The organism is Ralstonia edaphi (genome assembly GCF_958350185.1).
GTDB classification, from domain to species: Bacteria; Pseudomonadota; Gammaproteobacteria; order Burkholderiales; family Burkholderiaceae; genus Ralstonia; species Ralstonia edaphi.
Genome location: NZ_CATWHI010000008.1, coordinates 31035 through 55833, shown reverse-complemented (window position 1 = coordinate 55833; position 24799 = coordinate 31035). Strand labels below are relative to the sequence as shown.

At 60.8% G+C, this 24799-nt stretch carries 38 protein-coding genes; 2 read left to right on the top strand and 36 right to left on the bottom strand.

What is annotated here, in order from left to right:
* Nucleotides 1-93: 93 nt before the first annotated feature.
* A complete protein-coding gene (locus tag R2669_RS22560; protein ID WP_316902100.1) occupies nucleotides 94-753 on the bottom strand; it encodes a c-type cytochrome in 660 nt (219 codons plus the stop codon).
* Nucleotides 754-1009: 256 nt separating this feature from the next.
* On the opposite strand from R2669_RS22560, the gene yihA reads away from it, so the two are divergent.
* Nucleotides 1010-1711 carry a ribosome biogenesis GTP-binding protein YihA/YsxC gene (gene yihA, locus R2669_RS22555; protein ID WP_012763149.1) on the top strand — a complete coding sequence of 234 codons (702 nt, stop codon included), beginning with the start codon at nucleotides 1010-1012 and terminating at the stop codon, nucleotides 1709-1711.
* 150 nt (nucleotides 1712-1861) lie between these two features.
* A complete protein-coding gene (gene hemB / locus R2669_RS22550; protein WP_316891576.1) occupies nucleotides 1862-2857 on the top strand; it encodes a porphobilinogen synthase in 996 nt (331 codons plus the stop codon).
* Here the strand turns inward: hemB and dsbD are convergent, their stop codons facing one another.
* The 35 genes from dsbD to rpsL all read right to left on the bottom strand — a co-directional run bounded on the left by dsbD (nucleotide 2858) and on the right by rpsL (nucleotide 24783).
* Complete coding sequence (gene dsbD / locus R2669_RS22545) at nucleotides 2858-4687, bottom strand: protein-disulfide reductase DsbD (protein ID WP_316891575.1); 1830 nt, start codon at nucleotides 4685-4687, stop codon at nucleotides 2858-2860.
* 18 nt (nucleotides 4688-4705) lie between these two features.
* Nucleotides 4706-5044, bottom strand: coding sequence for a divalent-cation tolerance protein CutA (gene cutA / locus R2669_RS22540; RefSeq protein WP_147215092.1), 339 nt, complete (start codon nucleotides 5042-5044; stop codon nucleotides 4706-4708).
* Between the two features lie 156 nt (nucleotides 5045-5200).
* Complete coding sequence (rplQ, locus tag R2669_RS22535) at nucleotides 5201-5599, bottom strand: 50S ribosomal protein L17 (RefSeq protein WP_024977878.1); 399 nt, start codon at nucleotides 5597-5599, stop codon at nucleotides 5201-5203.
* Nucleotides 5600-5752: 153 nt separating this feature from the next.
* Nucleotides 5753-6733 (bottom strand): DNA-directed RNA polymerase subunit alpha, encoded by a 981-nt coding sequence (locus R2669_RS22530; RefSeq protein WP_004634508.1) that lies wholly within the window; start codon nucleotides 6731-6733, stop codon nucleotides 5753-5755.
* Between the two features lie 240 nt (nucleotides 6734-6973).
* Nucleotides 6974-7597: a 30S ribosomal protein S4 gene (rpsD, locus tag R2669_RS22525; RefSeq protein WP_147215090.1), complete on the bottom strand. Its 624-nt coding sequence runs from the start codon at nucleotides 7595-7597 to the stop codon at nucleotides 6974-6976.
* Nucleotides 7598-7799: 202 nt separating this feature from the next.
* Nucleotides 7800-8201 carry a 30S ribosomal protein S11 gene (gene rpsK, locus R2669_RS22520; protein ID WP_003264143.1) on the bottom strand — a complete coding sequence of 134 codons (402 nt, stop codon included), beginning with the start codon at nucleotides 8199-8201 and terminating at the stop codon, nucleotides 7800-7802.
* Between the two features lie 24 nt (nucleotides 8202-8225).
* Nucleotides 8226-8591 carry a 30S ribosomal protein S13 gene (gene rpsM, locus R2669_RS22515; RefSeq protein ID WP_004634501.1) on the bottom strand — a complete coding sequence of 122 codons (366 nt, stop codon included), beginning with the start codon at nucleotides 8589-8591 and terminating at the stop codon, nucleotides 8226-8228.
* Nucleotides 8592-8612: 21 nt separating this feature from the next.
* Nucleotides 8613-8729: a 50S ribosomal protein L36 gene (rpmJ, locus tag R2669_RS22510; RefSeq protein ID WP_003264141.1), complete on the bottom strand. Its 117-nt coding sequence runs from the start codon at nucleotides 8727-8729 to the stop codon at nucleotides 8613-8615.
* A gap of 30 nt (nucleotides 8730-8759) precedes the next feature.
* Nucleotides 8760-8978, bottom strand: a complete 219-nt coding sequence (gene infA, locus R2669_RS22505) for a translation initiation factor IF-1 (RefSeq protein ID WP_003264140.1) — start codon at nucleotides 8976-8978, stop codon at nucleotides 8760-8762.
* A 26-nt stretch (nucleotides 8979-9004) separates the two neighbouring features.
* Entirely contained in the window at nucleotides 9005-10327 is a 1323-nt protein-coding gene (gene secY / locus R2669_RS22500) for a preprotein translocase subunit SecY (protein WP_147215196.1), read from the bottom strand.
* Nucleotides 10328-10384: 57 nt separating this feature from the next.
* On the bottom strand, nucleotides 10385-10816 hold the full coding sequence (rplO, locus tag R2669_RS22495; RefSeq protein ID WP_024977880.1) for a 50S ribosomal protein L15: 432 nt from the start codon (nucleotides 10814-10816) through the stop codon (nucleotides 10385-10387).
* An 18-nt stretch (nucleotides 10817-10834) separates the two neighbouring features.
* Entirely contained in the window at nucleotides 10835-11017 is a 183-nt protein-coding gene (gene rpmD / locus R2669_RS22490) for a 50S ribosomal protein L30 (RefSeq protein WP_003264137.1), read from the bottom strand.
* A gap of 22 nt (nucleotides 11018-11039) precedes the next feature.
* On the bottom strand, nucleotides 11040-11558 hold the full coding sequence (gene rpsE, locus R2669_RS22485; RefSeq protein ID WP_004634493.1) for a 30S ribosomal protein S5: 519 nt from the start codon (nucleotides 11556-11558) through the stop codon (nucleotides 11040-11042).
* 21 nt (nucleotides 11559-11579) lie between these two features.
* Nucleotides 11580-11936, bottom strand: a complete 357-nt coding sequence (gene rplR / locus R2669_RS22480; RefSeq protein WP_004634492.1) for a 50S ribosomal protein L18 — start codon at nucleotides 11934-11936, stop codon at nucleotides 11580-11582.
* An 11-nt stretch (nucleotides 11937-11947) separates the two neighbouring features.
* A complete protein-coding gene (gene rplF / locus R2669_RS22475) occupies nucleotides 11948-12481 on the bottom strand; it encodes a 50S ribosomal protein L6 (RefSeq protein ID WP_316902099.1) in 534 nt (177 codons plus the stop codon).
* 12 nt (nucleotides 12482-12493) lie between these two features.
* Nucleotides 12494-12889 carry a 30S ribosomal protein S8 gene (gene rpsH / locus R2669_RS22470; RefSeq protein WP_004634489.1) on the bottom strand — a complete coding sequence of 132 codons (396 nt, stop codon included), beginning with the start codon at nucleotides 12887-12889 and terminating at the stop codon, nucleotides 12494-12496.
* A gap of 27 nt (nucleotides 12890-12916) precedes the next feature.
* Nucleotides 12917-13222 carry a 30S ribosomal protein S14 gene (gene rpsN / locus R2669_RS22465; RefSeq protein WP_004634486.1) on the bottom strand — a complete coding sequence of 102 codons (306 nt, stop codon included), beginning with the start codon at nucleotides 13220-13222 and terminating at the stop codon, nucleotides 12917-12919.
* Between the two features lie 9 nt (nucleotides 13223-13231).
* Nucleotides 13232-13774: a 50S ribosomal protein L5 gene (gene rplE, locus R2669_RS22460; RefSeq protein ID WP_009241894.1), complete on the bottom strand. Its 543-nt coding sequence runs from the start codon at nucleotides 13772-13774 to the stop codon at nucleotides 13232-13234.
* 26 nt (nucleotides 13775-13800) lie between these two features.
* Nucleotides 13801-14109, bottom strand: a complete 309-nt coding sequence (rplX, locus tag R2669_RS22455) for a 50S ribosomal protein L24 (protein ID WP_009241893.1) — start codon at nucleotides 14107-14109, stop codon at nucleotides 13801-13803.
* 11 nt (nucleotides 14110-14120) lie between these two features.
* A complete protein-coding gene (gene rplN / locus R2669_RS22450) occupies nucleotides 14121-14489 on the bottom strand; it encodes a 50S ribosomal protein L14 (RefSeq protein ID WP_003264129.1) in 369 nt (122 codons plus the stop codon).
* Between the two features lie 267 nt (nucleotides 14490-14756).
* Nucleotides 14757-15026 (bottom strand): 30S ribosomal protein S17, encoded by a 270-nt coding sequence (rpsQ, locus tag R2669_RS22445; protein ID WP_004634482.1) that lies wholly within the window; start codon nucleotides 15024-15026, stop codon nucleotides 14757-14759.
* Nucleotides 15023-15217, bottom strand: a complete 195-nt coding sequence (gene rpmC, locus R2669_RS22440; protein WP_004634481.1) for a 50S ribosomal protein L29 — start codon at nucleotides 15215-15217, stop codon at nucleotides 15023-15025. The genes rpsQ and rpmC overlap by 4 nt, the downstream gene beginning before the upstream one ends.
* Before the next feature lie 12 nt (nucleotides 15218-15229).
* Nucleotides 15230-15646: a 50S ribosomal protein L16 gene (gene rplP, locus R2669_RS22435; RefSeq protein ID WP_003264123.1), complete on the bottom strand. Its 417-nt coding sequence runs from the start codon at nucleotides 15644-15646 to the stop codon at nucleotides 15230-15232.
* A 2-nt stretch (nucleotides 15647-15648) separates the two neighbouring features.
* Nucleotides 15649-16437: a 30S ribosomal protein S3 gene (gene rpsC / locus R2669_RS22430; RefSeq protein ID WP_009241892.1), complete on the bottom strand. Its 789-nt coding sequence runs from the start codon at nucleotides 16435-16437 to the stop codon at nucleotides 15649-15651.
* A gap of 9 nt (nucleotides 16438-16446) precedes the next feature.
* Nucleotides 16447-16776 carry a 50S ribosomal protein L22 gene (rplV, locus tag R2669_RS22425; protein WP_004634479.1) on the bottom strand — a complete coding sequence of 110 codons (330 nt, stop codon included), beginning with the start codon at nucleotides 16774-16776 and terminating at the stop codon, nucleotides 16447-16449.
* 9 nt (nucleotides 16777-16785) lie between these two features.
* Nucleotides 16786-17061: a 30S ribosomal protein S19 gene (rpsS, locus tag R2669_RS22420; RefSeq protein WP_021197581.1), complete on the bottom strand. Its 276-nt coding sequence runs from the start codon at nucleotides 17059-17061 to the stop codon at nucleotides 16786-16788.
* A 21-nt stretch (nucleotides 17062-17082) separates the two neighbouring features.
* On the bottom strand, nucleotides 17083-17913 hold the full coding sequence (gene rplB / locus R2669_RS22415; RefSeq protein WP_009241891.1) for a 50S ribosomal protein L2: 831 nt from the start codon (nucleotides 17911-17913) through the stop codon (nucleotides 17083-17085).
* A 2-nt stretch (nucleotides 17914-17915) separates the two neighbouring features.
* On the bottom strand, nucleotides 17916-18230 hold the full coding sequence (gene rplW, locus R2669_RS22410; RefSeq protein WP_004634476.1) for a 50S ribosomal protein L23: 315 nt from the start codon (nucleotides 18228-18230) through the stop codon (nucleotides 17916-17918).
* Entirely contained in the window at nucleotides 18227-18847 is a 621-nt protein-coding gene (gene rplD, locus R2669_RS22405; protein ID WP_004634475.1) for a 50S ribosomal protein L4, read from the bottom strand. The genes rplW and rplD overlap by 4 nt, the downstream gene beginning before the upstream one ends.
* An 11-nt stretch (nucleotides 18848-18858) precedes the next feature.
* On the bottom strand, nucleotides 18859-19512 hold the full coding sequence (gene rplC / locus R2669_RS22400; protein ID WP_004634474.1) for a 50S ribosomal protein L3: 654 nt from the start codon (nucleotides 19510-19512) through the stop codon (nucleotides 18859-18861).
* 284 nt (nucleotides 19513-19796) lie between these two features.
* Nucleotides 19797-20108, bottom strand: a complete 312-nt coding sequence (gene rpsJ / locus R2669_RS22395) for a 30S ribosomal protein S10 (RefSeq protein WP_004634473.1) — start codon at nucleotides 20106-20108, stop codon at nucleotides 19797-19799.
* A gap of 107 nt (nucleotides 20109-20215) precedes the next feature.
* Nucleotides 20216-21424, bottom strand: a complete 1209-nt coding sequence (tuf, locus tag R2669_RS22390) for an elongation factor Tu (RefSeq protein ID WP_102067425.1) — start codon at nucleotides 21422-21424, stop codon at nucleotides 20216-20218.
* An 83-nt stretch (nucleotides 21425-21507) separates the two neighbouring features.
* Nucleotides 21508-23634: an elongation factor G gene (gene fusA / locus R2669_RS22385; protein ID WP_027680274.1), complete on the bottom strand. Its 2127-nt coding sequence runs from the start codon at nucleotides 23632-23634 to the stop codon at nucleotides 21508-21510.
* Nucleotides 23635-23748: 114 nt separating this feature from the next.
* Complete coding sequence (rpsG, locus tag R2669_RS22380) at nucleotides 23749-24219, bottom strand: 30S ribosomal protein S7 (RefSeq protein WP_004634470.1); 471 nt, start codon at nucleotides 24217-24219, stop codon at nucleotides 23749-23751.
* 186 nt (nucleotides 24220-24405) lie between these two features.
* Nucleotides 24406-24783 carry a 30S ribosomal protein S12 gene (rpsL, locus tag R2669_RS22375; RefSeq protein WP_003265519.1) on the bottom strand — a complete coding sequence of 126 codons (378 nt, stop codon included), beginning with the start codon at nucleotides 24781-24783 and terminating at the stop codon, nucleotides 24406-24408.
* Nucleotides 24784-24799: the final 16 nt, after the last annotated feature.

Here is a 24799-nt window from a genome sequence, read left to right as displayed (position 1 = left end):
AAAAACGAAAACAGGGTGGCGATGCCAGGCGCATTGCCACCCTGTTCTTCTTGTTGATTGTGCGACCGTCAGCTGACGGCCGGGTGCGGCAGATTAGCGCAGGCCGGCAATGTAATCGGCCACCGCCTTGATCTGCTGGGCCGTCATGCGACCGGCCAAGTCGTGCATCTGTACGCTGTTCTTGCGAGCGCCGCTCTGGAACGCAACCAGTTGAGCCTCGGTGTATTCAGAGAACTGTCCGGCGATACGGGGATACTGCGCCGGGATGCCGGCACCCGTCGGGCCGTGACAGCCCGCGCAGGCTGCGATACCGCGCTTGGCGTCACCGCCGCGATACAGCTTCTGGCCCAATTCGATGGTGTCCTTGCTCTTGGCCGAACCCGGCTTCCAAGCCGGTTGCTTGCCGAGGTAGGCGCCAATGTCCTTCATGTCCTGGTCCGACAGCGCCCCGGCGTACAACGACATGACCGGCTGGTTACGGTCCGTCTTGGCCTTGAAATCCTTGAGCTGCTTTTCGATGTATTCGGCGTGCTGGCCGGCCAGCTTCGGGTTGACGTTCATGGCGCTGTTGCCGCCGGCGCCGTGACAACTGGTACACGCCGGCACGCCATTGGCGGGCACACCGGTGTTGAAGATCGTTTCGCCGCGCACGGCGTCGGCCTTGGCGACTTTTTGCTCTTCGGCATGGGCCATGGAGAAGACCGATGCCAGGGACAGCGCTGCGACAGCAAAAACGTTCGCGATGCGGTTCATTCGCACACCTTGTTTAGATTGTTTTCGAATGCTGCGTGCGCCGCCCAATGCGGGACCCTGCGGCGCCGGGCATCCCCTTCTCCTCGTGCCAGACCAGCGCATGAAAACGGACCGGCCCGGGCCTCGGGGCGGTCCTGCGACGGATCTAGTGGGGACGTCCGTAAACCGGCGTATTGTACAATAACACCTCTGCAATGCGACCTCGCGGCGCAGCAACCACGCAGTTCTGAACTGCAGTTTACAGGTACTGCCGCGCATGTCGCTCCTGCATCAAGCCCGTTTCTTCATCACCGTCAATCATCTGCGTGATTTACCGGCGACCGCCGTGCCGGAAGTCGCGTTTGCGGGGCGCTCCAACGCTGGCAAGTCCACCGCGATCAACATTCTGTGCAATCAGAAGCGGCTGGCCTTCTCCAGTAAGACGCCGGGCCGCACGCAGCACATCAACTATTTCTCGGTGATGCCCGCCAAGGCGGAGGACCCGCTCGGCTTCCTGGTCGACCTGCCCGGTTACGGCTATGCCGAAGCGCCTGGCGAGACCAAATCGCACTGGGTTCACCTGCTCGGCGACTACGTCCAGGCGCGCCAGCAACTCGCCGGGCTCGTCATCATGATGGACGCGCGCCGCCCGTTTACCGACCTCGATTGCCAGATGGTCGAGTGGTTCCTGCCGACGGGCAAACCGATCCACGTGCTGCTCACGAAAGCAGACAAGCTCACCAACAACGACGCCTCGCGCGCGCTCATGGCGGCACGCAAGGTGCTGGCCGATTACCGCGCGCAGATTGACGGTGATGTGTCGCTGACGGTGCAGTTGTTCTCGAGCCTGAAGCGTCGCGGCATCGAAGAGGCGCAGCGAATTGTCGCAGGCTGGCTGTGCCTGCCCGAGGCGCTGGAGCCCCAGCCGCAAGCCGAACAGGCAAAAAAAACCCCGTCGCCAAACGCGCAACGGGGGTAACGACCCCATCGAGCCATCGATGGGAACCCGCGTCAGGGAGGAGCCGCGGGGAACGCTGCATCAGCGTCGCTGGCGCATTGTCCGTGCATAGGATGGATAATCGCGACAAAGGTTTCGAAACTTCACAGTGTGTTCTTAGGGTCTGCTGAAATGATCGCGAGCTTCCCCGACCATCGTCCGCGCCGCATGCGCCGCGACGATTTCTCCCGCCGCATGATGCGCGAATCGCGCCTCACCCCCGACGACCTGATCTACCCGGTCTTCATTCTCGAAGGCACCAATGTGCGGCAGGCCGTGCCGTCAATGCCGGGCGTCGAGCGTGTGTCGATCGATGTGTTGTTGAACGTGGCAGAGCAGTGTGTGCAGCTTGGCATTCCGGTGCTGGCGCTGTTCCCCGTTATCGAGCCGTCGCTCAAGACGCCCGACGGTATCGAGGCCGCCAATGCGGATGGACTGATTCCGCGTGCGGTGAAGGCGCTCAAGGCGCGCTTCCCCGAGTTGGGCATCCTGACCGATGTGGCGCTCGACCCGTACACGAGCCACGGCCAGGACGGCGTGCTCGACGCCAATGGCTACGTGCTCAACGAAGAGACGGTCGACATCCTGATGCGCCAGGCACTGGTACAAGCGGAGGCCGGCGTGGACATCGTCGCACCGTCGGACATGATGGACGGCCGCATCGGCGCGATCCGCCTGGCGCTGGAGAACGACGATCACATCTACACGCGCATCATGGCCTACGCGGCAAAGTACGCTTCAGCGTTCTACGGCCCGTTCCGTGATGCGGTGGGCTCGGCCGCCAATCTGGGTAAGAGCAACAAGATGACTTACCAGATGGACCCGGCCAACTCGGATGAGGCGCTGCGCGAAGTGGCACTCGACATCGCCGAAGGCGCCGACATGGTGATGGTCAAGCCCGGCATGCCGTATCTCGATATCGTGCGACGCGTGAAAGATGAGTTCCGCTTCCCCACGTACGTCTATCAGGTCAGCGGCGAATACGCGATGCTGAAAGCCGCCGCGCAGAACGGCTGGCTGGATCACGACAAGGTCGTGCTGGAATCGCTGCTGGCGTTCAAGCGCGCCGGCGCGAATGGCATCCTGACGTACTTCGCATTGGACGCCGCCCGCCTGCTGCACGCGTAATCAGGCCGTCGGCTTGACTGCCTGCGTCGTGCCGAGCGCGCGGCGCAGGCTCTCCAAAAACGTGTCGGCGCGCTCAAAGCCGACCACGCGAGCCTTCAGTTCGCGCCCCTGCGTATCGAAGAAGATTGTGCCGGGCGGGCCGAACAGGCCGAAGCGCTTGAGCAGCGCCTGGTCGTCCGCATTGTTGGCCGTTACGTCGGCCTGCAGCAGCACCACATCAGAGAGCGCCTTGCGCACCCGCGCATCAGTAAAGGTCAGGCGCTCCATCTCCTTGCAGCTCACACACCAGTCGGCGTAGAAATCCAGCATCACCGCACGGCCGGACGCGCTTGCGTTGCGCACTTCGGCATCGAGTTCAGCGATGCTCTTCACCCGCTTGAATGTCACACCGTGCGCCTCAGCTTGCGCAGATGCGCCCGCCGATGCGCGAATCAGTCCGGACAGCGGCTGTAGCGGATCGCGGCCGCCGGCAGCGACCCCCACCAGTTGCGCTGCGCCCGCCAGGGCGAGCAGCACACCCGCAACCTTGCCCAAACGCTGTACGTTGCCGGCGCCGTCGGGTAAGGAATCGAAGGTCCGCAGAAACACGGCCGCACCGATCAGCAAACCGCCCCACGCAATCATCACGGCCCACGCCGGCAACACCGGCTGCACGATCCACAGCGCCACAGCCAGGAGGATGAAACCGAAGACCGCCTTGGTGACAATCAGCCAATGACCAGCGCGCGGCAGCAAGTTGCCGGCGCCGACACCCACGAGCACAAGCGGCACGCCCATGCCGATCGACATCGCAAACAGCGCCATACCGCCGATCGCAGCGTTGCCGGTCTGCGCGATATAGGCCAGCGCCCCGGCCAACGCCGGCGTGACACACGGCGACACGATCAATGCCGAAAGCGCGCCCATCACGATTGCGCCAACAATCTCGCCGCCGCCATGCTTGCTGGAGGCCTTGGTCAGGTGATCGCGCCAGGCAGCCGGCAGCTGCAGTTCATACAGCCCGAACATCGACAGCGACAGCGCCACCATCAATACAGCAAACGCACCCAGCACCCATGCGTTCTGCAGCGCAGCTTGCAGGCCCTGCCCGGCCAAGCCGGCTGCCACACCTACGGCGGTATAGACAACGGCCATACCGAGCACGTAGGCCACCGACACGATCGCTGCGCGTGAACGCGTCGCGTGCTCGCCGACCACGATCGCCGACAGGATCGGCAGCATCGGCAGCACACAGGGCGTGAAGGTGAGCAACAGACCGAGCCCGAAAAACAACGCCGCAATCGCACCGAGGTTGCCGCTGCCCAGCGTGCTGGCAATGCGGCCGAGTGCGTCGCCAGAGCTCGCTTCGCCACCACCGGCAGGCGCTGCTGGCGAAGCCGCTGCGGGCTCCACATGGAACCGGCTCTTCATCGGCGGGTAACACAGGCCCTGATCCGCGCACCCCTGGGACGTGACGATCAGCGTGAATGGCGCCGTCGCGTTCTGCGCCTTTACGTGGAATGCGACTTCATGGCGATAGGTTTCGACGTCCTTATTGAACGTCTCGTCGAACTTGACCTTGCCCGCCGGCATGTTGGACAGCGCCAGCGTGGTAGTTGCCGGATCCGCCGCCACCGCGAAGCGCTCGCGGTACATGTAGTAGCCATCGGCAATCGCAAACTTGACTTCGACGGTCTGGCCGTCCACCTGCGTGGCGGAGAAGCGGAACGCCTGCTCGGGCGGCAGAAAGTCGTCAGCAGCATGCGCGGGCATCTGCAGCGTCGCCACCGCGACGAGCAGCATCACCAACTGCATTACACGTCGCACGGACACGAACGAAGAGAAGGTCATATCAACAACAATCGAACATCAATTGGAAGGCGGGCGCGTTTCATCGGCCACCCACGCAAGATACGCCGGCAAGCCGGCCGCCACCGGCACGGCGATGATCTCGGGCACTTCGTACGGATGCGTCTTTCGTAGCGCGGCTTCCAGTGCAGGGTAGGCCGCGCGCGTGGTCTTGATCAGCAGCGGAATCTCGGCGGCGTGCTCGATCGCGCCCTTCCACCAATACGTCGACGCGCAAGCTGGCAAGCGATTGACGCACGCCGCTGCGCGAGATTCCAGCACAGCCGTCGTCACGCGATCCGCGCTATCGGCATCGGGTAAATTGGTCAGCACCAGCAGCACTTCGGTTCCTGCGGACATAGACACTCCACTGATGCTCCGTGACAGACAGAACGCCGGAAACGGACAACAAAAAAGCCAGGATGCGAATCCTGGCTTCATTGTAATGCGCACGGCTGCACGCATTCCGGGGCTGGCCAGCGCGACGCCATGTCGCACGGGCAAACTCGGCTGACCTTACTCGGCAGCGCCGTCGACTTCCACGGCCTCGGCAACTTCCGGACGGTCGAGCAGCTCAACCAGTGCCATCGGCGCATTGTCGCCTTGGCGGAAGCCGAACTTCAGGATGCGGGTGTAGCCGCCCGGGCGGGTGGCGAAACGCGGGCCCAGTTCGTTGAACAGCTTGGTAACCATGTCGCGGTCGCGCAGACGGGCGAATGCCAGACGGCGGTTGGCAACGGTGTCCTTCTTGGCCAGCGTGATCAGCGGCTCGACAACCTTGCGCAGTTCCTTGGCCTTCGGCAGGGTGGTCTTGATCAGCTCGTGCTGCAGCAGAGAATTGGACATGTTGCGCAGCATCGCGAGACGGTGCGACGAGGTGCGGTTCAGTTTCCGCAAACCATGACGGTGACGCATGATGATTCCTTCTTAAGAGTGTTTGACCAGCTCTTCTATCGCCGCCGCCCATACAACATGGCGTGGCGCGGGCCGGTAGCCTTAACAATATGCCACCCAAACGGCGATGGCGGAAAACCGGCCGATGCTCTCGCATCGGCCGACAATGACAACTTACTTCTCGAGACCTGCCGGCGGCCAGTTCTCGAGCTTCATGCCGAGCGTCAGGCCACGCGATGCGAGGACTTCCTTGATCTCGTTGAGCGACTTGCGACCCAGGTTCGGGGTCTTGAGCAGTTCGTTCTCGGTACGCTGAATCAGGTCGCCGATGTAGTAGATGTTTTCGGCCTTCAGGCAGTTGGCCGAACGCACGGTCAGTTCGAGATCGTCGACCGGGCGCAGCAGGATCGGATCGATCTGCGGTGCGCGGGCGGCGGCGGCCTCGGCAGCGCTCTCGGTACCTTCCAGTGCAGCAAACACCGACAGTTGATCAACCAGAATGCGAGCCGACTGGCGAATCGCTTCTTCCGGCGAGATCACACCGTTGGTCTCGATGTTCATCACCAGCTTGTCGAGGTCAGTACGCTGCTCCACACGGGCAGACTCAACTGCGTACGACACGCGGCGCACGGGTGCGAACGAGGCGTCCAGCACGATGCGGCCGATGACCTTGCTCGACTCGTCACCGAACTTGCGCACGTTACCCGGCACGTAGCCGCGGCCTTGCTCGACCTTCAATTGCAGGTCCAGCTTGCCACCTGCCGACAGGTTGGCGATCACGTGACCCGGATTGATGATTTCGACATCGTGCGGCAGCTCGATATCGGCGGCGGTCACCACACCTTCGCCTTCCTTGCGCAGCGACACGGTGACTTCATCACGGTTGTGCAGCTTGAACACCACGCCCTTCAGGTTCAGCAGCAGGTTGACGACGTCTTCCTGCACGCCATCGATGGTGGAATATTCGTGGACGACCCCAGCGATCGTGACCTCGGTCGGGGCATAGCCGACCATCGACGACAGCAGCACGCGGCGCAGCGCGTTACCGAGCGTGTGGCCATAGCCGCGCTCGAACGGTTCCATGACGACCTTCGCGTGATGATCGCCAAGCGGCTCAACCGCAATAATTTTGGGCTTCAGGAGTGCTGTTTGCATTAGGTTGTCCTATTTCAATACCCTCGGCTCGTTACACCGATAAGGCTGACGGATTGGACTGGAAAGGTTCCATCACAAACATTGCGATGGAAGACGCACATGCCGCAATCACGTTGCGGCACGTAACGATTCGGATTGCATCGACACCGAAATACGGCTGGCGCTCGAACACAATGTCGTTGACGATGAGCGTCCCCAAAAAGGCGCACGAGCCCGCACCTTACGGTACGGGCGTCGTCATTAACGCGAATACAGTTCGACGATCAGGCTTTCGTTGATGTCGCCAGCGATATCCGCGCGATCCGGAGCTTGCTTGAAGGTGCCTTCCATCTTCTTGGCATCCACAGAAACCCAGATCGGGAAGCCGGTCTGCTCAGCCAGCGACAGCGATTCGGCAATACGCACTTGCTTCTTCGACTTTTCGCGGACGGCGATCACGTCGCCCGACTTGACCTGAGCCGACGGAACGTTCAAAGCTTGGCCGTTCACCAGGATCGCCTTGTGCGACACCAGCTGACGGGCTTCTGCGCGCGTCGAGCCGAAGCCCATGCGGTAAACGACGTTGTCCAGACGCGATTCCAGCAGTTGCAGCAGGGTTTCACCCGTGTTGCCCTTGCGGCGGTCGGCTTCTGCGAAGTAGCGGCGGAATTGACGCTCCAGCACGCCATAGATGCGCTTGACCTTCTGCTTTTCGCGCAGCTGGTTGCCGTAGTCGGAGGTGCGGGCGCCGGAGGTGCGGCCGTGCTGACCAGGCTTGCTGTCCAGCTTGCACTTGTCGGCGAGCGAGCGACGTGCGCTCTTCAAGAAAAGGTCAGTACCTTCACGGCGAGACAGTTTCGCCTTGGGGCCGGTATAGCGTGCCACGTTGTGTTCCTTCGTTATCAGTCATCCGTGGCACACGGCCTCGGATGGTCCGCCGCTCAGCCCCAACAAGAGGGCCGCTGCGAACAGTGGGCTTATGAAAAGACGAAACCCGCCTTCCGGAAAAACCGGAAGACAGGCAAGCGGGCAAGTATAGCACCCGCAGACCGACCCCGCCAACAGCAGGCGAGGCCGGCCGAATCGCTTAGATGCGACGGCGCTTCGGCGGACGGCAGCCGTTGTGCGGCACCGGCGTCACGTCTTCGATCAACTGGATCTTGATACCCAGGTTATTCAGCGCACGGACAGCCGATTCACGACCCGGACCCGGGCCCTTGATGCGCACTTCCAGGTTCTTGATGCCTTGGTCCTGCGCCACGCGGCCAGCACTCTCGGCTGCCACCTGAGCAGCGAAAGGCGTCGACTTGCGCGAGCCCTTGAAGCCTTGGCCACCCGAAGTCGCCCACGACAGAGCGTTGCCCTGACGGTCGGTGATCGTGATGATCGTGTTGTTGAACGACGCGTGAACGTGCGCGATGCCGTCGGCGACGTTCTTGCGAACCTTCTTGCGCGCGCGCTGGGCGGCGGTATTCGCTGCTTTTGCCATAGTTCCTATCCTTTACCCGACGGATTACTTCTTGAGCGCGACGCCGGCCTTGCGCGGACCCTTACGGGTACGGGCATTGGTGCGGGTACGCTGACCACGCATCGGCAGGCCCTTACGATGGCGCACGCCACGGTAGCAGCCCAGATCCATCAGGCGCTTGATGTTCATCGTCGTTTCGCGGCGCAGGTCGCCCTCGACGAGGAACTTCTCGATTTCCTTACGGAGCGCGTCCTGGTCCGGATCCGTCAGGTCCTTGACCTTCTTGTCGGTCGGGATACCAGTAGCCTCGCAAATCTTCTGAGCGCGCGAGCGGCCGATACCGTAGATCGCCGTCAGGCCAATCACGGTATGTTTGTGGTTGGGGATGTTGACCCCTGCGATACGTGCCATTCGTCAATCCTCTTTGCGAAATTAGCCTTGGCGCTGCTTATGACGCGGGTCCGACGAGCAGATCACACGCACCACGCCCTTGCGCTTGATGATTTTGCAGTTGCGGCAAATGCGCTTAACAGAAGCCAGCACTTTCATGATTTTCCTCTTCCTTCAATTCCAGTCCGCTCACTTCGCCCGGAATACGATGCGCGCGCGGGACAGATCATACGGGGTCAATTCGACCGTCACCTTGTCCCCGGGCAAGATGCGGATGTAATGCATACGCATCTTGCCGGAAATATGGCCTAACACTACGTGGCCGTTCTCTAGCTTGACGCGAAACGTTGCGTTGGGGAGGTTTTCCAGCACCTCGCCCTGCATCTGGATCACGTCATCTTTAGCCATGTCCCTTCAGGTTCGTGCGATCACTCCTAGCGGAGCGTCAGGTTTCCCTTGAAATTCGCCTTCTTCATCAAAGACTCGTACTGCTGAGACATCACGTAGGACTGCACTTGTGCCATGAAGTCCATCGTGACGACCACGATGATCAACAGGGACGTCCCACCGAAGTAGAACGGCACGTTCCAGCGCAGCACCAAGAACTCCGGCAACAGACACACCAGCGTGATGTAGATCGCACCCGCCAAGGTCAGACGCACCAGAATCTTGTCGATATACCGCGTGGTTTGTTCGCCCGGACGGATGCCCGGAATGAACGCCCCACTCTTCTTCAGGTTATCCGCCACTTCGCGGCTGTTATAGACCAGCGCGGTGTAGAAGAAACAGAAGAAAATGATCGCCGCCGCATACAGCAAGATGTACACCGGCTGACCCGGCGACAGCGTTGCTGCCAGATCCTTGACGAACCGTGCAACCGGATTCGTCGAGTTGCCGGCTGTAAACCAGCCCGCGATCGTGGCCGGGAACAGAATGATCGACGATGCAAAGATCGGCGGAATCACCCCAGCCATATTCAACTTCAGCGGCAGATGCGACGACTGTCCGCCATAAATCTTGTTACCAACCTGCCGCTTGGCGTAGTTGACGAGGATCTTGCGCTGGCCGCGTTCAATGAACACGACCACAAACGTCACCGCACCAATAATTGCCACCACCAGGATCGCAGAGAAGATCCCCATCGACCCCGTACGCACCAGCTCAAACAGACCACCGATCGCGTTGGGCAGCCCTGCAGCAATCCCGCCGAAAATGATGATCGAGATCCCGTTGCCCAGACCGCGCTCGGTGATCTGCTCACCCAGCCACATCAGGAACATCGTGCCCGTCACCAGCGTAATCACCGCGGTTGCCCGGAACATCAGGCCCGGATCCAACACCAGACCCGGCTGCGCTTCGAGTGCCACTGCAATCCCCAGCGCCTGGAACGTTGCCAGGACGACCGTACCGTAGCGCGTGTACTGCGTAATCTTGCGCTGGCCGGCTTGGCCTTCCTTTTTCAACGATTCCAGCTGCGGCAACACGATCGTCAGCAGTTGCATGATGATCGACGCCGAAATGTACGGCATGATCCCCAGCGCAAACACCGTGAAACGCGACAGCGCGCCGCCGGAGAACAGGTTGAACATCCCGAGGATGCCGCCCGACTGCCGTTGGAAAAGCTGCGCCAGTTGATCCGGATCGATACCCGGCACAGGAATGTGCGCGCCGATCCGGTACACCAGCAATGCCAGAACCAGGAACACCAGCCGACGGCGAAGATCGCCGTACTTGGCCGTGTTCTTGGCCTGGGCCATCACATTAGGTTTCGCCGTGGCCAAACGGATGCTCCGTCAGTGTAAAACAGCAGGCTATTAGGCCAGCGAGCCACCAGCCGCTTCGATTGCGGCTTTCGCCCCAGCCGTCGCGCCGATACCCTTCAGAGTTACCTTCTTGTCGATTTCGCCCGACAGGATCACCTTGGCGCTCTTGACCATCTCGCCAACGAGGCCGGCTTGCTTGAGGGACAGCAGATCGATTTCTTCGATCGGCAGGCCCGCCAGGTCGCCCAGACGCACTTCAGCGGTGAATTCCTTGGTCAGCGAGGTGAAACCGCGCTTGGGCAGACGACGATGCAGGGGCATCTGGCCGCCTTCGAAGCCGACCTTGTGGAAACCACCCGAACGCGACTTCTGACCCTTGTGACCACGACCAGCCGTCTTGCCCAGGCCCGAACCAATACCGCGACCAACGCGGCGCTTGGCGTGCTTGGAGCCGGCTGCCGGCTTCAGGTTATTCAGTTGCATGCTCTTCTCCGTCTTGCCTTAGCCGATGACCTTGACCAGGTAGGACACCTTGTTGATCATGCCGCGCACTGCGGGCGTGTCCTGCAATTCGGACACCGAGTTCATGCGGCGCAGGCCCAGGCCGCGCACCGTGGCGCGGTGGTCTTCGCGCGTACCGATCAGGCTGCGCACGAGTTGGACTTTCACGGTTTTCTGCGACATATCGTTCACCTATCCCTTCGGCTTAGCCGAGGATCTCTTCGACCGACTTGCCACGCTTGGCGGCAACTTCGGCCGGGGTGCTCATCTTGCGCAGGCCATCCAGCGTTGCGCGCACCATGTTGTAAGGATTGGTCGAACCGTGCGACTTGGTCACGATGTTCGTCACGCCCATCACTTCGAAGATGGCGCGCATCGGGCCGCCGGCGATCACGCCAGTACCGTCCTTCGCGGGCATCATCTGCACCTTTGCGGCGCCATGCTTGCCAACCACTTCGTGCTGCAGCGTACCGTTCTTCAGCGGGACCTTGACCATCTTGCGACGGGCTTCGTCCATTGCCTTCTGCACGGCCACCGGGACTTCCTTAGCCTTACCCTTGCCCATGCCGATACGGCCGTCGCCGTCGCCGACCACAGTCAGAGCAGCGAAACCGAGAATCCGGCCGCCCTTGACCACCTTGGTCACACGGTTGACCGCGATCATCTTCTCGCGAAGACCGTCGTCGCGTTCGTCCCCTTGGACCTTAGGTTGAATTTTTGCCATGACGATATCCTCTATGCCGGCTTAGAACTTCAGGCCAGCTTCGCGTGCCGCGTCGGCCAGAGCCTTCACGCGACCGTGATAACGGAAACCCGAGCGATCGAACGCCACGGCTTCGATGCCGGCAGCCTTCGCCTTCTCAGCGATACGCTTACCCACCAGGGTGGCAGCAGCGGTGTTACCACCGTTGCCGTTCAGTTCCTTGCGGACTTCGGCTTCCGCAGTCGAAGCCGAAGCCAGGACCTTGGTGCCATCTTCCGAGAAGACCTGCGCATAAATGTGCAGGTTCGTACGGTGCACAGCCAGACGGGCGACGCTCAGTTCCGCAATTTTCAGGCGGGTCTGACGTGCACGGCGCAGACGCGAGTCATTTTTGTTCATGATGTGCACCCTTACTTCTTCTTGGTTTCCTTCAGGATCACACGCTCGTCGGCGTAGCGCACACCCTTGCCCTTGTAGGGCTCCGGCGGACGATAACCACGCACTTCGGCGGCGACCTGACCAACTTTTTGCTTGTCCGAACCCTTGATGATGATTTCGGTCTGCGTCGGCGTTTCCGCCTTCACGCCTTCCGGCATCTCATGGATCACGTCGTGCGAGAAACCGAGTTGCAGCTTCAGAGCGGTGCCCTGAACCGATGCCCGGTAACCCACGCCGACTAGGTTCAGCTTGCGCTCGAAGCCCGTCGTCACACCCTTGACCATGTTGGCCGTCAGGGCGCGCATCGTACCTTGCAGCGCATTGGCTTCACGCGACTCATCTACCGGCGCGAACGTGATCGTGCCGTTGTCGGTGGTGACCTTGACCAGCGAGTGGATCGGCTGCGTCAGGGTGCCCAGCGGGCCCTTAACGGTCAGCAGACCACCAGCGAAATTGACTTCGGCGCCCTTGGGCAGCGCGATGGGAGCCTTACCTACGCGAGACATGGTTCCCCTCCCTTAGGCGACGTAGCAAATGACTTCGCCACCGACACCGGTTGCGCGGGCGCGGCGGTCCGTCATCAGACCCTGCGGGGTCGAGATGATGGCGACACCCAGGCCGTTCATCACTTGCGGGATTTCGTTACGGCCCTTGTACACACGCAGACCAGGCTTCGAGACGCGCTCCAGGCGCTCGATGACCGGGCGGCCAGCGTAGTACTTCAGACCAATCGTCAGCGTGGACTTGCCACCCTGCTCGGTCACGGCGAATTCGTCGATGTAGCCTTCGTCCTTCAGGACTTTGGCGATTGCCACCTTCAGCTTCGACGACGGCATGACCACCGACGCTTTTTCCACCGCTTGCGCGTTGCGGATACGCGTCAGCATATCGGCGATCGGATCGCTCATGCTCATACTGTTTCTCCTGTAGCCTGTGCGTGATTACCAGCTGGCTTTCGTCAGACCCGGGATCTCGCCCTTGAAGGCGATCTCGCGGAGCTTGTTACGCGCCAGGCCGAACTTACGGAACGTACCGCGGGGACGACCGGTGATCGAGCAGCGGTTGCGCTGACGAGTCGGATTTGCATTGCGCGGCAGCGCCTGCAGCTTCAGACGCGCTTCGTAGCGCTCTTCTTCCGACTTGCTTTGGTCGGCCACGATGGCTTCGAGAGCGGCGCGCTTCTCAGCGTACTTGGCCACGAGCTTGGCACGCTTCTTCTCGCGTTCGATCAGAGACAATTTAGCCACGGTAACCCCTTAATTACGGAACGGGAACTTGAACGCGTTGAGGAGCGCCTTCGCTTCCTCATCGTTCTTCGCAGTCGTCGTGATGCTGATGTTCAGACCACGGAGTGCGTCGATCTTGTCGTACTCGATCTCGGGGAAAATGATCTGCTCTTTCACACCGATGTTGTAGTTGCCACGACCATCGAACGCCTTGCCCGACACACCACGGAAGTCGCGCACGCGGGGCAGCGACACGGTGATGAAGCGGTCCAGGAATTCATACATACGTTGGCCACGCAGCGTGACCATCGTACCGATCGGGTAACCCTGGCGAATCTTGAAGCCGGCGATAGCCTTGCGGGCCTTCGTCACGATGGGCTTCTGGCCAGCGATCTTGATCAGGTCGCCGGTGGCGTGCTCAATGACTTTCTTGTCATTGATGGCTTCGCCAAGACCCATGTTCAGGGTGATCTTGGTGATGCGCGGCACTTCCATCACGGACTTGTAACCGAACTGCTTGATCAGCTCGGGCACAACCTTCTCTTTGTAAAACTCTTGCAGACGTGCAGTCATGCTCAACTCCTCTCTATTGCCCAGAATCAAGCGCCGACGGCAGCACCAGTGGTCTTCAGCACGCGCGTCTTCACGCCGCCTTCAACCTTGATGCCGACGCGCGACGGCTTGCCATTGGCATCCACGAGCGCAACGTTCGAAATATGGATGGGCATGACCTTGTCGACCACACCACCCGTGGTACCCAGCATCGGGTTCGGGCGCACGTGCTTCTTGGCAACGTTCACGCCTTCAACCGTCACATGCTCGGCGAGCACGGCCAGCACAGTACCTTGCTTGCCCTTGTCTTTACCGGTACGGACGATGACGCGATCGCCCTTGCGAATCTTGTTCATGCGGCCTCCGATTACAGCACTTCCGGCGCGAGCGACACGATCTTCATGAAGCGCTCGGTACGGAGTTCGCGAGTGACCGGCCCGAAAATACGGGTGCCGATCGGCTCAAGCTTGGTGTTCAGCAGCACGGCGGCATTGCCGTCGAACTTGATGAGCGAGCCGTCGGGACGGCGCACGCCCTTGGCGGTACGCACCACCACGGCGTTGTAGATATCGCCCTTCTTCACGCGACCACGCGGGGCAGCATCCTTGACGCTGACCTTGATGATGTCGCCGACGCTGGCGTAGCGGCGCTTCGAACCGCCCAGCACCTTGATGCACATGACTTCACGCGCACCCGTGTTATCGGCCACTTCGAGCCGGCTTTCTGTCTGAATCATGGTGTTCTCGTCCCAACTTAATTCGCCAAACGCACAATGCGCAGAGGCGATCAGTCTTGGTCCCGCCGGCTGCTGGCATTGCGCCAACTGCGATTGGGTTGATCAACTTGAAGTCGGTAGCTGCCCGACGGCGATTGCCGCCTGGCCCATTCGCTTTTCCCCTTCACCCGAGCCACCAGCATATCTACCGGCCACCCTCACAAAGGGAAAGACCGAGACTATATCACATAATCTCGGTCTTGCAACAGCAAACTGCTCGCTGTTGTTTTAGATCACGCGTGCAGCTTCGAGCAGACGCGACACCACCCACGACTTGGTGCGGGAGAGAGGACGCGATTCCGTGATCTCGACCTTGTCGCCTTCGTTGTACTGGTTGGCTTCGTCGTGCGCATGGTACTTCTTCGAGCGCACCACGTACTTGCCGTACAGCGGATGCTTGACGCGGTTTTCGATCAGGACCGTGACGGTCTTGTCCATCTTGTTGCTGACAACGCGACCGACGAGCGTGCGCTTCAGGGACGTTGCGGCTTCAGTCATTTCTGGTTCCCCTTCTGGCCCAGCACGGTGCGGACACGCGCGATGTCACGACGCACCTTCTTCAGCTGGCTGGTGTTCTGCAGCTGTTGCGTCGCTTTTTGCATGCGCAGGCCAAATTGGGCCTTCAGCAGCTCGGAGAGCTCCTGGTTCAGCCCGGCGACATCTTTGTCGCGCAGTTCGGATGCTTTCATGGTGTGTGCTCCTTACGTTCCGACCTGACGCACCACGAAGCTGGTCGCGATCGGCAGCTTGGCAGCGGCCAGGCGGAATGCCTCGCGTGCCAGTTCTTCGCCAACGCCGTCCATTTCGTACAGCATCTTGCCCGGCTGAATTTCAGCCACGTAGTATTCCGGGTTGCCCTTACCGTTACCCATACGGACTTCGGCAGGCTTCTTCGAGATCGGCTTGTCCGGGAAAATCCGGATCCAAATGCGGCCGCCACGCTTGATGTGACGGGTCATCGCACGACGGGCCGACTCAATCTGACGCGCGGTCAGACGGCCGCGACCCATCGCCTTCAGACCGAACTCGCCGAACGAGACTGCGTTGCCGCGCGTCGCGATACCGGTGTTACGGCCCTTCTGCTCCTTGCGGTACTTCCTGCGCTTAGGTTGCAGCATGTTTATTCTCCAGTCTTGGCGTCGGCGCCACGACGGGCACCTGCACCAGCACCGCGGCGCTGACCGGCCGGGCGACCTTCGCCCTCACGGCGACGACCTTCCGGGCGACCCGGACGCTTGCGACGCTCTTCTTGCGGCTCTTCCACGACAGGTGCGTCGTTGCGACCGAGATGGTCGCCCTTGTACACCCACACCTTGACACCGATGATGCCGTAGGTGGTTTCCGCTTCGGAGAAGCCGTAGTCGATATCGGCGCGCAGCGTGTGCAGGGGCACACGGCCTTCGCGGTACCACTCGGTACGGGCGATTTCGATGCCGTTCAGACGGCCCGAGCTCATGATCTTGATGCCTTGAGCACCCAGACGCATCGCGTTCTGCATCGCGCGCTTCATTGCGCGACGGAACATGATGCGGCGCTCGAGCTGCTGCGTGATCGAATCGGCGATCAGCTGTGCATCGACTTCCGGCTTGCGGATTTCTTCGATGTTCACGTGCACGGGCACGCCCATGCGACGCTGCAGCTCAGCCTTCAGCAGTTCGATGTCCTCGCCCTTCTTGCCGATCACCACGCCCGGACGCGAGCTGTAAATGGTGATACGAGCATTCTTGGCCGGACGCTCGATGACCACGCGGCCCACCGACGCGTTCTTCAGCTTCTTCTTCAGAAACTCGCGAACCTCGATGTCTTCCTTGAGCATGCCGGCAAACTGGGTGTTGCTCGCATACCAACGCGATGCCCAGTTACGGCTGACAGCCAGACGGAAGCCAGTCGGATGAATCTTCTGTCCCATCGTGACCCCTTAGTTGCCCAGCGTCACAGTGATGTGACAGGTTTGTTTCTCGATGCGGTTGCCACGGCCCTTCGCACGCGCCGTGAAGCGCTTGAGCGACGTGGCCTTGTCGATGTAGATCGACTTGACCTTCAGCTCGTCGATATCGGCGCCTTCATTGTGCTCGGCGTTCGCGATGGCGGACTCAACCACCTTCTTCACGATACCAGCCGCCTTCTTCGGGCTGAACGTCAGCACGTTGAGCGCGCGCTCGATCGACAGGCCGCGGATCTGGTCAGCAACCAGGCGCGTCTTCTGTGCGGAGATACGGGCGCCGCGATGAATCGCTTTAACTTCCATGATTGCCCCTTATCGCTTCGCTTTCTTGTCGGCAGCGTGGCCCTTGAACGTACGCGTGAGCGCAAATTCGCCGAGCTTGTGGCCAACCATGTTTTCCGTGACATACACGGGCACGTGCTGACGACCGTTATGAACGGCGATCGTCAGGCCGATGAAGTCCGGCAGAATGGTCGAACGGCGCGACCAAGTCTTGATGGGCTTCTTGTCCTTCGTTTGCACTGCCACCTCAACCTTCTTCAGCAGGTGGGCGTCAATGAAAGGACCCTTTTTTACGGAACGAGTCATATCTAAGCTCCTACCTACCGATTAACGCTTGTGACGGCGCTGAACGATCATGCTGTCAGTGCGCTTGTTACGACGGGTGCGGTAGCCCTTGGTCGGCGTGCCCCACGGGGACACCGGATCACGGCCAGCAGCAGTCTTACCTTCACCACCACCATGCGGGTGATCGACCGGGTTCATCACCACACCGCGGACGGTCGGGCGAATACCGCGCCAACGAGTTGCACCGGCCTTACCGATCTGGCGCAGGCTGTGCTCTTCGTTGCCGACTTCACCAATGGTCGCGCGGCACTCGATGTGCACACGGCGCACTTCACCCGAGCGCAGACGCACTTGAGCGTAGATGCCTTCGCGAGCCAGCAGCACAGCGGACGTACCGGCGGAACGGGCAACTTGGGCGCCCTTGCCCGGCAGGATTTCCACGCAGTGGATCGTCGTACCGACCGGGATGTTGCGGATCGGCAGGTTGTTACCGGCCTTGATCGGCGCTTCCGAGCCGTTGGCGATGGCTTGGCCAACCACAGCGCCCTTCGGGGCGATGATGTAGCGGCGCTCGCCATCAGCGAACAGCACGAGCGCGATGTTGGCGCTACGGTTCGGATCGTATTCCAGGCGTTCGATCTTGGCCGGGATACCGTCCTTGTCGTTACGCTTGAAGTCGACGATGCGATAGTGATGCTTGTGACCACCGCCCTTGTGACGGGTGGTGATGTGGCCGTTGTTGTTACGACCCGACTTCTGGATTTGCTTTTCCAGCAGCGGGGCGTGCGGCGCGCCCTTGTGAAGGTCGGGGTTAACGACCTTCACCATCGAGCGGCGGCCCGGCGATGTCGGCTTGGTTTTGACGAGTGCCATGATTACTTGGCCTCCGCTTCAAAATTGATTTCCTGGCCCGGCTTCAGCGAGACATAGGCCTTCTTCACGTGGTCACGACGACCCATGAAGCGACCGAAGCGCTTTTGCTTGCCCTTCTGGTTCAGGATCTGGACGGACTCGACTTCGACCTTGAACAGCAGCTCGACAGCAGCCTTCACTTCGCCCTTGTTGGCGTCGCGAGCCACTTCGAACACGACCTGTTCGTTCTTCTCGGCCACCAGGGTTGCCTTTTCAGACACCACAGGCGCCAGCAGCACCTGCATCAGGCGATGGTCGTTCTTGGCAACTTGCGTCATTTCAGCAACTCCTCGATCTGCGCGACGGCTGCCTTGGTCACGAGCACCTTCTTGTAGTGCACGAGCGACAGCGGGTCGGCGTGACGCGGCTCAACCACGAGCACATGCGCCAGGTTGCGCGATGCCAGGAAGAGGTTTTCGTCCAGGTTATCGGTAATCACGAGCACCGAATCCAGGCCCATGGCGCGGAACTTGTCGGCCAGCAGCTTGGTTTTGGGCGCGTCGACGGACAGGCTGTCAACGACGTTGATGCGACCTTCACGGGCGAGCTGCGAATAAATCGAGCGCATGCCGGCGCGGTACATCTTCTTGTTGACCTTCTGCGAGAAGTTTTCTTCCGGGCTGTTCGGGAAGATACGACCACCCCCGCGCCACAGCGGGGAGGAGCTCATACCTGCACGGGCGCGGCCCGTACCCTTTTGACGCCACGGCTTCTTGGTCGTGTGCTTGACCTCTTCACGGTCCTTCTGCTTACGGTTACCGCTGCGAGCGTTGGCCTGGTAAGCGACGACGACTTGGTGAACGAGGGCTTCGTTGTAGTCACGGCCGAACACTTCCGGCGAGGCAGCAACGCCGGCGCCGAGTTGACCGTTGTCCTGGAGCAGCTTCAGTTCCATGCGTTTGCTCCTTATGCCTTCTTGGCGCGGGCCTTCACGGCCGGCGTGACGATGACTTGACCGCCCTTGGCGCCCGGAATCGCACCCTTGACCAGCAGCAGCTTGCGCTCTGCGTCGATCTTGGCGATTTCCAGATTCTGAACGGTACGGGTGACGTCACCCATGTGACCGGTCATGCGCTTACCCGGGAACACGCGACCCGGATCCTGCGCCATACCGATCGAGCCCGGCACGTTGTGCGAGCGCGAGTTACCGTGCGAGGCGCGGCCCGACGAGAAGTTGTAACGCTTGATGGTACCGGCGTAGCCCTTACCAATCGTCACACCCTGAACATCGATCTTCTGACCGACTTCGAACAGGTCGACGCTGATGTTCGCGCCAGGCTGGAATTCAGCGGCACGAGCGGCATCCACTCGGAATTCTTTGATAACTTCGCCCGCCTCCACGCCGGCTTTGGCGAGATGACCCGCCAGCGGCTTGGTGACGCGGCTGGCGCGTCGGGTGCCGAAGGTGACTTGAACCGCGGTATAACCGTCGGTCTCGTCCGTCTTGATTTGCGTCACGCGGTTGTCGCCGACCTCGAGCACGGTGACGGGAATCGAATCGCCGTCGTCCGTGAAAATACGGGTCATGCCAACCTTGCGACCTACAAGGCCAAGGCTCATGGTTTGCTCCATTCCCAGCTGCGATTGGCCGGGGCTGATTGATACTACGAATCTTGAACTGGACTGCGCCTAAAGAGACGGCGCGAGGCCAAATGGCCAGCCCACTCCCCTGACTAAAGGGGTAGCCCTACAATATATCCCGATTACGAACAATATGCAAGGCCGATTGCCGGATAGCGCCCGAACGTCGTGTGCAACGCAACATCCGCCACCTCAAAAGCAAAACGGCGAGCACTTGGCTCGCCGCTTGCCCGTTACCGGAGTGACCGGCAGCGTTGTCTTGCTTATTGCAGCTTGATCTCGACGTCCACGCCAGCCGGCAGGTCCAGCTTCATCAGCGCATCGACGGTCTTGTCCGTCGGATCGACGATGTCCATCAGGCGCTGGTGCGTGCGGATTTCGAACTGGTCGCGGCTGGTCTTGTTGACGTGCGGCGAACGCAGAACGTCGAAACGCTGGATGCGGGTCGGCAGGGGCACCGGGCCCTTGACGATCGCACCGGTGCGCTTGGCGGTTTCAACGATTTCAGCGGCCGACTGGTCGATCAGGCGATAGTCGAAAGCCTTCAGGCGGATACGGATCTTCTGGTTCTGCATGATGTTTCCTTAAAGAGCATGGCGGCCAGGCCGCCGGTAGATTGAAAGAGCGATGCTACAGGCGATGCGCCGCACCCCTTACGAGGAACAGCGCATCGATCCGCCTTTTACTTCAGGATCTTGGCAACGACGCCAGCACCCACGGTACGGCCGCCTTCACGGATAGCGAAGCGCAGGCCTTCTTCCATGGCGATCGGGGCGATCAGCTTGACGGTGATCGACACGTTGTCGCCCGGCATGACCATTTCCTTGCCTTCCGGCAGGGCGATCGAGCCAGTCACGTCCGTCGTACGGAAGTAGAACTGCGGACGGTAGTTGTTGAAGAACGGCGTGTGACGGCCGCCTTCGTCCTTCGACAGGATGTAGACCTCGCCCGTGAATTCGGTGTGCGGCTTGATCGAACCCGGCTTGGCCAGCACTTGGCCGCGCTGAACGTCTTCGCGCTTCGTGCCGCGCAGCAGAATACCGACGTTGTCGCCTGCTTGACCTTGGTCCAGCAGCTTGCGGAACATTTCCACGCCCGTGCAGGTCGTCTTGTCGATCTTCGGCTTGTCGCCGTCCATGGCGATACCGACGATTTCGATTTCTTCGCCGACCTTGATGATGCCGCGCTCGATACGGCCGGTCACCACGGTGCCGCGACCCGAGATCGAGAACACGTCTTCCACCGGCATCAGGAACGTGCCGTCAACAGCGCGCTCCGGCGTCGGGATGTAGGTGTCCAGCGCGTCGGCCAGGTTCATGATGGCCACTTCGCCCAGTTCGCCCTTGTCGCCTTCCAGCGCCAGCTTGGCCGAACCCTTGATGATCGGGGTATCGTCGCCCGGGAAGTCGTACTTCGACAGAAGTTCACGCACTTCCATCTCGACCAGCTCCAGCAGCTCAGCGTCGTCCACCATGTCGCACTTGTTCAGGAAGACGATGATGTACGGCACACCAACCTGGCGGGCCAGCAGGATGTGCTCACGCGTTTGCGGCATCGGGCCGTCAGCGGCCGAGCACACCAGGATTGCGCCGTCCATCTGGGCGGCACCGGTAATCATGTTCTTGACGTAGTCGGCGTGGCCCGGGCAGTCAACGTGCGCGTAGTGGCGGTTGGCCGTTTCGTACTCGATGTGCGCGGTGTTGATCGTGATGCCGCGTGCCTTTTCTTCCGGCGCTGCGTCGATTTCGTCGTACTTCTTCGCGGTACCACCGAACTTGCTCGACAGCACGGTTGCGATCGCTGCGGTCAGCGTCGTCTTGCCGTGGTCAACGTGACCAATCGTACCAACGTTCACGTGCGGCTTGGTCCGCTCGAACTTTTCCTTTGCCATGTCAGCTCCTCAATTCGGAATCGGCTAATTACTAGATTTGGGATGCAGGCGGCACGCACGCGCGCGCCGCCAAAACACGTTGATTACTTCGTACCCTTGGCAGCCATCACAGCTTCGGCGATGTTCTTCGGTGCCTCAGCGTATTGCTTGAATTCCATGGTGTACGTGGCGCGGCCTTGCGTCTGCGAGCGCAGCGACGTCGAATAACCGAACATTTCCGACAGCGGGACTTCGGCCTTGATGATCTTGCCGCCGCCCACCATGTCGTCCATGCCCTGCACGATGCCGCGGCGGGACGACAAGTCGCCCATCACGGTACCCGTGTAGTCTTCCGGCGTTTCCACTTCCACAGCCATCATCGGCTCCAGCAGAACCGGGGTGGCGCGGCGCATGGCTTCCTTGAAAGCCATCGAGCCGGCCATGCGGAACGCGTTTTCGTTCGAGTCCACGTCGTGGTACGAACCGAACGTCAGCGTGACCTTCACGTCCACCACCGGGAAGCCCGCCAGAATACCGGACGGCAGCGTGTCGACGATGCCCTTCTCGACCGCCGGGATGTATTCGCGAGGAATCACACCGCCCTTGATGGCGTCGACGAATTCGAAGTTCTTGCCAGCCTTCTTCGCCTCGTCGTCCGCCGGTTCCAGCGTGATCACAGCGTGACCGTACTGACCGCGACCGCCGGACTGCTTGACGAACTTGCCTTCAACGTCTTCAACCTTCTTGCGGATGGTTTCGCGGTAGGCAACTTGCGGGGCGCCGATGTTGGCTTCCACGCCGAATTCGCGCTTCATGCGATCGACCAGAATTTCGAGGTGCAGCTCACCCATACCCGAAATGATGGTCTGGCCCGATTCTTCATCGGTACGCACGCGGAACGACGGATCTTCAGCAGCCAGGCGGTTCAGGGCGATGCCCATCTTCTCCTGGTCAGCCTTGGTCTTCGGCTCGACAGCCTGCGAGATCACCGGCTCCGGGAACACCATGCGCTCGAGAATGATCGGAGCGCTCGGGTCGCACAGCGTGTCACCCGTGGTGGCGTCCTTCAGGCCCACTGCAGCGGCGATGTCGCCTGCCAGCACTTCCTTGATTTCTTCGCGCTGGTTGGCGTGCATCTGCAGAATACGGCCCAGACGCTCCTTCTTCTGCTTCACCGGGTTGTACACGGTGTCGCCGGAGTTGATCTTGCCCGAGTAGACGCGGAAGAAGATCAGCTGACCAACGAACGGGTCGGTCATGATCTTGAACGCCAGCGCCGAGAACTTTTCGTTGTCGTCTGCCTTGCGCTCGAGCTTCTTCTCTTCGTCGTTTTCGTCGATGCCCTGAACCGGCGGAATGTCGACCGGCGACGGCAGGAAGTCGATCACGGCGTCGAGCATGCGCTGCACGCCCTTGTTCTTGAACGCGGTGCCGCACAGCATCGGCTGGATTTCGCAGGCGATGGTACGGTCGCGCAGTGCCTTGACGATCTCAGCACGGGACAGCTCTTCGCCGCCCAGGTACTTTTCCATCAGCTCTTCGCTGGCTTCAGCAGCCGACTCGACCATCTTCTCGCGCCACTCGTTGGCGACGTCAACCAGATTGGCCGGGATGTCGTGGTATTCGAACTTCACGCCCTGGCTGGCTTCGTCCCAAATGATCGCCTTCATTTCCAGCAGATCGACGACGCCCTGGAAGCCGTCTTCAGCGCCGATAGGCACCACGACGGGCACCGGGTTGGCCTTCAGACGGGTCTTCAGCTGGTCGTAGACCTTGAAGAAGTTCGCGCCGGTACGGTCCATCTTGTTGACGAACGCCAGACGCGGCACCTTGTACTTGTTGGCCTGACGCCAGACGGTTTCCGACTGCGGCTGCACGCCACCCACCGCGCAGTACACCATGCACGCGCCGTCCAGCACACGCATGGAACGCTCCACCTCGATGGTGAAGTCCACGTGGCCCGGGGTGTCGATGATGTTGAAGCGGTGCTCGGGGTAGTTGCCGCCCATGCCCTTCCAGAAGGCGGTGGTAGCAGCGGACGTGATGGTGATGCCGCGCTCTTGCTCCTGCTCCATCCAGTCCATGGTGGCAGCGCCATCATGCACTTCACCGATCTTGTGGTTCACACCGGTGTAGAACAGGATCCGCTCGGTCGTGGTGGTCTTGCCGGCGTCGATGTGAGCGGAAATACCGATGTTACGGTAGCGCTCAATGGGGGTCTTACGAGCCACGGTTAATCCTCAGATTCGTCAACGGGGCGCTGGCCCACGGCCAAGCGCCCCTAATACAAATGGGCGAGATGTGCGCACACAGCCCGCCCAGCAACCAACAACGTCTCGCGTCGCTTAGAAGCGGAAGTGCGAGAACGCCTTGTTGGCTTCAGCCATGCGGTGCACTTCGTCGCGCTTCTTCATGGCGCCGCCGCGGCCTTCCGAGGCTTCGAGCAGCTCACCAGCCAGACGCAGGGCCATCGACTTCTCGCTGCGCTTCTTCGCAGCTTCCCGCAGCCAACGCATCGCCAATGCCAGACGACGCGACGGCCGGACTTCGACCGGCACCTGATAGTTGGCGCCACCAACACGACGGCTCTTCACTTCGACCACCGGCTTGATGTTGCCGATAGCCAGCGTGAACACCTCGATCGGCGCCTTGCCTGCTTTCTTCTCGATCTGGTCGAACGCACCGTAGACGATACGTTCAGCCACCGACTTCTTGCCGTCCAGCATCAGGACGTTCATGAACTTGGCGACTTCCACATTGCCGAACTTCGGGTCCGGCAGAATTTCCCGCTTGGGGACTTCACGACGACGTGGCATCTTCTTTCCTTCTCTGTTCAGTTGAGAACCGCTTCGGTTCTCCGGCCACCAACTAGCTTGTCTTCCAACAATCTGAGCCGGGTGACCACTTACTCGACGGTGCCAGTGCGGTCAAAAAACGCACCGTTGTACCGCCTGCTCATGACAAGACCGTGACCGCAAAAGCGGCGCGATCTCACTGGCGACTTAGGCCGCCTTCGGACGCTTCGCGCCGTACTTCGAACGCGCTTGCTTACGGTCCTTGACGCCTTGCAGGTCAAGGGAGCCGCGCACGATGTGGTAACGCACACCCGGCAAGTCCTTCACACGGCCGCCGCGGATCAGCACGACGCTGTGTTCTTGCAGGTTGTGACCTTCACCGCCGATGTACGAAATGACTTCGAAACCGTTGGTCAGGCGCACCTTGGCGACCTTACGCAGTGCCGAGTTCGGCTTCTTCGGCGTCGTGGTGTACACGCGGGTGCACACGCCGCGACGCTGCGGGCAGTTCTCAAGTGCCGGGCTCTTGCTCTTCAGCTTTTCCGAGACGCGGGGCTTGCGAACCAGTTGATTGATGGTTGGCATTGTTCAATCCAGCTTG